This is a genomic window from Hungatella sp. SL.1.14 (assembly GCF_024460495.1).
Classification (GTDB): domain Bacteria; phylum Bacillota; class Clostridia; order Lachnospirales; family Lachnospiraceae; genus Hungatella; species Hungatella hathewayi.
In genome coordinates, this window is sequence record NZ_JANFYJ010000385.1 from 1 (window position 1) to 298 (window position 298).

The window sequence follows — 298 nt, forward strand, 5'->3', positions numbered from 1 at the left end:
CTGCCTGACCTTTGAACAGCTGGTCCGGGAACTGATGAGTATAAGAAAGAGCGTCAGAACGACCGGTACCGCGACATGGTGTCCTGGCTGACAGACAAATACAACCGGGCCGTCAGTAAGGGCTACAGCCGCCCCGATTTATACGCGGTCCAGAACTGGGTGGTCACCATGCAGGGCCAGATGATTGGAGGGGCTACAGAGGGCTTTACGAATCATTACAGGGAAATTATGGAGGGAACGTATAAGAAGGAGCTGACTTCAGGGACAGACGCCGAGCTTCTCATGGAGGCGCTGGGAG

The 298-nt window shown here is 55.0% G+C and carries 1 pseudogene; it reads left to right on the top strand.

Annotated features, from left to right (window positions below):
- Positions 1–75 precede the first annotated feature (75 nt).
- Positions 76–298 (top strand): annotated as a pseudogene (locus NE473_RS31475) (deoxyguanosinetriphosphate triphosphohydrolase); the annotation flags it as partial.